Genomic DNA, 6,058 nt, shown 5'->3' on the forward strand with positions numbered 1-6,058 from the left:
CCGCGCTGTCGGACCCCGCGCGCTTGGCCGCAGTCGAGGCCACCGCCCTGCTGGACACCGGACCCGAAGCGGTCTTCGAGGACCTGGCCGGCCTGGCCGCGAGGATCACCGGGAGCGGGCGGGCGTTCGTGACGCTGGTCGACACGGAGCGTTCGTTCTGGAAGGCCTGCGTCGGCGTGGACGCCGAAGCGCTCGACGACCGGCAGAACCCGGTGGCGCAGAGCTTCTGCTACTTCCTGGTCGGGCTGGAGGGCCAGCCGTTCATCGTCGGTGACGCCGCCGCCGACCCGCGCACCGCCGACCACCCCTCGGTGGGTCCGATGAACATCGGTGCGTGGGCCGGCTACCCCCTGCTGGACCCCGACGGGCACGTGCTCGGCAGTTTCTGCGTGATCGACGATTCCCCCCGCGCCTGGTCACCGGCCGACCTGACGACGCTCGCGACCCTGGCCCGCTCGGTGGCGACGGAGATCCACCTGCGCCAGAGCCTGACCGCCGCACAGGCGGCACATCAGCGCTCTGCCGACCTCGCCCGCAGTCTGCAGGCCGGGCTGCTTCCCCCGGGGCTGCGGGCGGTCCCCGGTGTGGAGGCCGCCGCCTCCTACTCGCCCGCCTCAAACAGCCGGCACGCCGACATCGAGGTCGGCGGCGACTTCTACGACCTCTTCCACACCCACGGCTCGAACTACGCCGCCGTCCTGGGCGACGTGTGCGGCAAGGGCATCCAGGCCGCCCAGGTCAGCTCGATGGCCCGCTACACCATCCGCGCCGACACCGGCGACAGCGGCTCCCCGGCCGACCGGCTCACCCTCCTCAACACCGCCCTGCTCGCCCAGGACGCGCCGCGCTTCCTCACCGCCGTCTACACCGCCTTCCACACCACCCCCACCGGTGTCTCGGGCACCGTCGCCCTGGCCGGACACCCTCCGGCGCTGATCCGCCGCGCCGACGGACAGGTGGAGAAACTCGGTGTACCCGGCACCCTGCTGGGCGTCATGGACACCCTGTACCTGACCGACGTGCCCTTCCACCTCGACCCCGGCGACCTGCTCCTGCTCTACAGCGACGGCGCCACCGAAGCCCGCCCCCGCCCCGGAACCGTCCCCGAAGACGCCCGGACGATCTTCTGCGAAGAGGACCTCGCCGCCGCCTTGGCCGCCGCCCACGGCATGGAAGCCGCCGCGACCATCGACCACCTCACCGGCATCCTCGACGCCCACCACGGCGGCTGGGCCAGCGACGACACGGCCCTGCTCGCCCTGCGCGCCACTCCGCCCGCCTGACCGCGTGCTCAGTCGGCACGGGCACGCCCACCGGTGCTCGCACGCGGCCGCGCTGTGATGGATCGAACCTGGCTACGGGGCCTCGAATTTGGTCACGGCCAGCGCCTTGTCCACCCGGGCGGCGGCCAAGTCGTCATGGCGGATCACAAAACTCGTGCAGTACTCCTCGTAGACCCGGGCTTCACTGGCGAGCGATATCCATTCGCTCGTCAGCCGGTGCTTCTCCTTCTCCAGGTGGGAATACCATTTCGCGACCGGGACGGCCGGCGTCTCGCCTGCCTTCTCGCGTCCCGCGAGGGTCTGCTCCGCAATGCTGTTGATCACCTCGTCATCGGCATACCCGCCGATGACGACGCCGGCGCCAGACGGCCAGAGGTCGTGGGCCAGAGCCCGAAGTGCGTCCAGATGCGGCAGGTCACGCTCCATGTACCGGACCAGCTCCTGCTGGAAGGGCGACATGTCCTCCCAGTCGAGATCCTCCCAGAACTCGTGCCAGTCCTCGTCCTCGTCGCGCTCCTGGAGCCAAAGGGGCAGTTCCGCTCCCAGCTCGGCGCCGACGTCGAACTGTTCGCGGACACACTCGGAGCCGGGGGCTTCCGCGACCGCGGTTTCGGTGCCCTCCGCTACGTATACGACTCGCGCGTACTTCCCGGAACTGTCCTCGTGGTCTCTCTCCTGGTTCACGAAGAAGAGCAGCGTCCCGTCCGCCGGCAGGTCGAAGCCGTCGACTCTCGGCAGCGCACCGCAATCGACGGAGAGGAGCAACGGCAACGGAATGTCCCCGGCGGACGGCCACTTCATGCCCACCGGCAGCCGGGGCAACCCACCGAGCTGCCCGACCGGGGAACCACCGCCCACGGACAGTCCGATCGTCAGACGAAGGTGCCGGCCGAATCTGCTGATCTCGTCGTCCGGGACGCCCAACTCAAGCGCTGCCCGACGAAACTCTCCCTGATGATCCATGCCCGAGAAGATAAGCCCGCTCCAACCCGGCTGTGCCATCGGGGTGTTGGTGGGCATAACTGCGGCCATGGGTCGCAGGGCGTCAGGCCGCCTTCCTCCAGACGGTCATGCCCAGTTGCAGAAAGGCGTCCTCTGGCAGGGCCGTCTGCTTGACCTGGATCGTCAGCGCCGCGACGGCACCCGAGTCGTTCCCGACGCAGAGCTGCGTGCCGGCATCGGCCGCCGCGAGCGACCACGTGCGGTACTCGGAACCGGTGGCGCCGCTGAGAAGGTGCCGGCAGACGTCGAGGGAGGCGGCCTTTCCGTTGAACAGCTGCACGAACCGGCTGGTACCGCTGTGCAGCGCGCAGTCGACGTCGTCCTCGCAATCGAGGCGGATGTCACCCCCGCGATCGGTGCGGAGCATCGGTTCGTCGAGGCTCAGGGAGTTCGTCCGGTACAGCCACACGGGGGACAGGGGGACGGCTCCCCTCGCCGAGGAGGCGCCCGCGGCCGGCGAGGCGGGTGACGGCGACGCCGTGGACCGTGCGGAGCTCGTCGGTGCGGGCGTCGCGGTGGGTGTGCCCGCGGCCCGCTCGCCGGCGCCGGACCGGTCGCCGCCGAACCACGTCAGCCCCGACCACGTCGACCACATCAGAGCGCCCGCCGTCACGGTCACGGCAGTGACCAGCGCGGCCCGCCGCCAGGGCATCCGGCGCCGGGCGGCGGGCCTCAGCGACAGCGTCGCGGCCGCGGTCGACGGAGCCATGGGAGTACGCGCCGGGCCCGGAACGGTCACTTCGGGTCCCGTGACCTCGTTCCAGACGGCCGGCCCCGCGCCCGCGTCGGCGTCCGCTCCCAGCCGTTCCCGGCACCACTGGACGACCTCCGCCGGCGTGGCCCGCTCCCGCGGATCAGACGCAAGGCACCGGGCGAACAGCGGGCGCAGCGGCTCCGGCAGCCGGGACAGGTCGGGTTCCTCGTGCACGATCCGGTACAGCACGACCGGCGCTATGCCGTCCCCGTACAGCGGTTCGCCCAGAGCCGCGAAGGCCGCCGTCTGGGCCAGTGCGAAGACGTCGGTCGCCGGGGAGACCTCACCGGCGGTCGCCTGCTCGGGGGCCATGAAGTGAGGCGTGCCGACAGTGGAGCCGGTGGCGGTGTGCGAGGAGAGGCCGGCGGTGACCGAGATACCGAAGTCGATCACCCGTGGCCCGTCGGCGGCCAGCAGCACGTTGGACGGCTTGAGGTCCCGGTGCACGACCCCCACGCCGTGGATCGCCTGAAGCGCCTCGGCCACGCCGGCCATCAACCACAGTACGGCGGGCACCGGCAGCGGACCGCGCCGGGCGACGGCGGCTGTGAGGGACGGTCCGGGCACGTACAGCGTGGCGAGCCAGGGGGGTACGCCTTCGGTGTCGGCGTCGACGAGTTCCGCGGTGTAGGCGCCTCTGACCCGGCGGGCGGCCTCCACCTCCCTGCGGAAACGCCGCCGGAAGGACGGATCGTCGGCCAGCTCCGGCCGCACCACCTTGATCGCCACCGGGCGGCCGCCCCGGGTGTGCGACAGGTACACCCGGCCCATGCCTCCCGCGCCGATCCGCGCCACGAGCCGGTAGCCGGCCACGACGGCGGGGTCGCCCGCCTGAAGAGGCCGGAACACCTCGGCGATGCCGCTGCTCATCGAACTGTCGTCCCCCTGATCCCCGACCGGCCGAAGGGCCGACGCGGACAGAAGCCTAAGGGGGCCGGGCGGACCGGCCGGCCGCTGGTCGGCGTGACGGCGCCTCGGCGCCGTAGCCGACGGGGACGGTCCGCACCCGTGGCTGTGCCGACCGTCCCCGCCGGGCCGTTCAGGAGGCCGGGACCTCGTCCACGAACGACGTGCCCGCGCTGCGGAACCCGGCGACCTTCGCCGCCACCTGCGCCGGGGACAGCACCTGGTCCTTGACGTGCAGGACGTAGTCGACCTGCTGGTCGTAGGCGCGCGGCGTCGTCGACGTCTGCCCGTCCAGGTCGATCAGCCACTGGTTGAAGTTGATCGACATCGGCCGCTCCGGCAGGTACTGCGCGTCATGCGTGCCGAAGACCTGGCCGTCCACGTAGTACGTGATGGCGCTGTTGTCGATCGTGACCACCAGGTCGTGCCAGCCGGCGTAGCTGGTGCGGGACTCCGAGTGCTGGTTGACGGCCTGCCAGGGATCGGGGTTGTACGTCTCCCACGAGGTCGTGTAGAGGATGTTCGACTGCTCGCCCCACCCGCCGTTGGGCAGGTACTCGAAGTCGTACTCGGCGTAGTCGTCGGCCATCGGCGCCTTGAGGTCGTTGATGGTGAAGAACGTCTGCACCAAGTGGTCCCCGTCGGGGCCCGACTTGGGCGCGTCGGAGAACTTCACGCGGGCCGCGTAGGTGCCGTTCCTGAACTTCATGGACTGGGTGAGGACCTCGGTGTGCGTGGTGGACGCGCCGGTGCCCGCGGTGGAGGTCTCCAGGTTCATCACCGAGTTGCCGCCCGAGGACACGAAGGTCACCTTGGACGGGTCCCAGGTGGCGCCCGGCACGCCGGGGCCGCCGGAGTTGGAGCGCACGCTCCAGCCGTGCGCGGAGATCGCCGGGTCCGTGTGCGAGCTGTAGTTGAAGTCGTCGAACAGGGTCTTGCCGTCGCCGGGCGGGTCCGTCGGGTCGGTCGGGTCGGTCGGGTCGGTCGGGTCCGTGGGGTCGTTGCCCTCGGGCGCCGTCCCCCACACCGTGGTGCCGGCGAGCTGGGCGGTGACCTTGTTCCAGTCGGCGTACGAGGTCTGGGCGCCGTTGAACGAGTAGTCGTTGCTCTGCCGCAGCGTCTGCCAGTTGCTCTGGTAGAAGCGCAGCTGCATGTCCCCGGTGTCCGCGCCGGGCGCCAGGGAGCCGGCCGCCGAGGTGAAGCCGATCTCCAGGTAGCGGTCGGCCGTTGCGGTCGGGTTGCTCAGGGTGCCGAACGTGCCGGTGATGACGGAGCACCCCTTCACCGCCCAGGAGCAGGCGAAGCGGTACGAGGCGCTCGGAGAGTCCGCCTTGAAGTAGTAGCGGACCTTCACCTGGCTGAGCTGCACGGCGGAGGAGCCGGTGTTGCGGACCTTGAGCCAGGGCTCCGTCTGGTCCGCGGTGGCCCCGCTCGCGCTGGTGCGGTACTGCACGCTGACGCCGGCGGCGGCCGGTGCGGCCTGGGCGGGGAGGGCGGTCAGGGCACCGCCGCCCAGGAGGGCGGCCAGGGCGAGCGCCAGACGGGCGCGGCCGAGGGTGGGTCGGGATCTCATCCGGGTTCCTTTCGGCAGGACTTCCGCGGACGCGGAAGCGTCGGTGGGTGGTGCGGGGCGTGGGGGGAACGACAGGGGGAGCGGCCTCTCGGGCGCTCAGCGCGGTACGGGCAGGAGGGCCGGCGGCACGTCGTGCGGGACGTTCAGGGCGTCCAGGCGGGCCCGGTGCCCCGCCAGCCGGGCGGTGAAGTCCGGCAGGCCCGCCGTGCCGTCCCACACCCGCTCGGCCAGCGCGCACAGCCGGGGGTAGAGGAGGTACTCGATGTGCTCGGGCGTCGACACGAATTCCGTCCACAACTGCCCTTGGGCGCCCAGCAGCCGCGAGGCGACGTCCGGCTCCGGGGCCGGCGGAGCGAGGTCGACGCCGTACGCCGCACGCAGGTCGACGATCACGCCGGGCTGGGCGGGCGGCTCGCCGGGGCCGGGGCGCTGCGCGTAGTCGAAGTAGGTGGCGCGGTGGTCGGCCTGCACGACCTGGTGGCCGCGCCGGGCCGCCGCGCGGGCGCCTCCCGGGTCCCGCCAGCTCATCACCGTGCACTA

At 71.7% G+C, this 6,058-nt stretch carries 4 protein-coding genes and 1 pseudogene; 1 reads left to right on the forward strand and 4 read right to left on the reverse strand.

Translation table 11 applies throughout. From position 1 onward, the window contains the following. Nucleotides 1-1,283, forward strand: a 1,283-nt coding sequence (locus GTW67_RS07935; RefSeq protein ID WP_161164099.1) for a PP2C family protein-serine/threonine phosphatase, incomplete at its 5' end; no start/stop codon positions are given. A 72-nt stretch (nt 1,284-1,355) separates the two neighbouring features. Here the strand turns inward: GTW67_RS07935 and GTW67_RS07940 are convergent. From GTW67_RS07940 to GTW67_RS07955, 4 genes and pseudogenes are all read right to left on the reverse strand, one after another. Then, nucleotides 1,356-2,303 carry a DUF1963 domain-containing protein gene (locus GTW67_RS07940; protein ID WP_237518732.1) on the reverse strand — a complete coding sequence of 316 codons (948 nt, stop codon included), beginning with the start codon at nt 2,301-2,303 and terminating at the stop codon, nt 1,356-1,358. A 25-nt stretch (nt 2,304-2,328) separates the two neighbouring features. After that, nucleotides 2,329-3,909 (reverse strand): serine/threonine-protein kinase, encoded by a 1,581-nt coding sequence (locus tag GTW67_RS07945; protein WP_161164100.1) that lies wholly within the window; start codon nt 3,907-3,909, stop codon nt 2,329-2,331. Nucleotides 3,910-4,078: 169 nt separating this feature from the next. Continuing rightward, the gene (locus tag GTW67_RS07950) at nt 4,079-5,518 is read right to left on the reverse strand and encodes a cellulose binding domain-containing protein (protein ID WP_161164101.1); all 1,440 of its coding nucleotides are present in this window, start codon (nt 5,516-5,518) and stop codon (nt 4,079-4,081) included. Next, nucleotides 5,515-6,058 (reverse strand): annotated as a pseudogene (locus GTW67_RS07955) (family 20 glycosylhydrolase); the annotation flags it as partial. The pseudogene GTW67_RS07955 and the gene GTW67_RS07950, both read right to left, overlap by 4 nt.

The organism is Streptomyces sp. SID5910, from assembly GCF_009862125.1.
Taxonomy (GTDB): Bacteria; Actinomycetota; Actinomycetes; order Streptomycetales; family Streptomycetaceae; genus Streptomyces.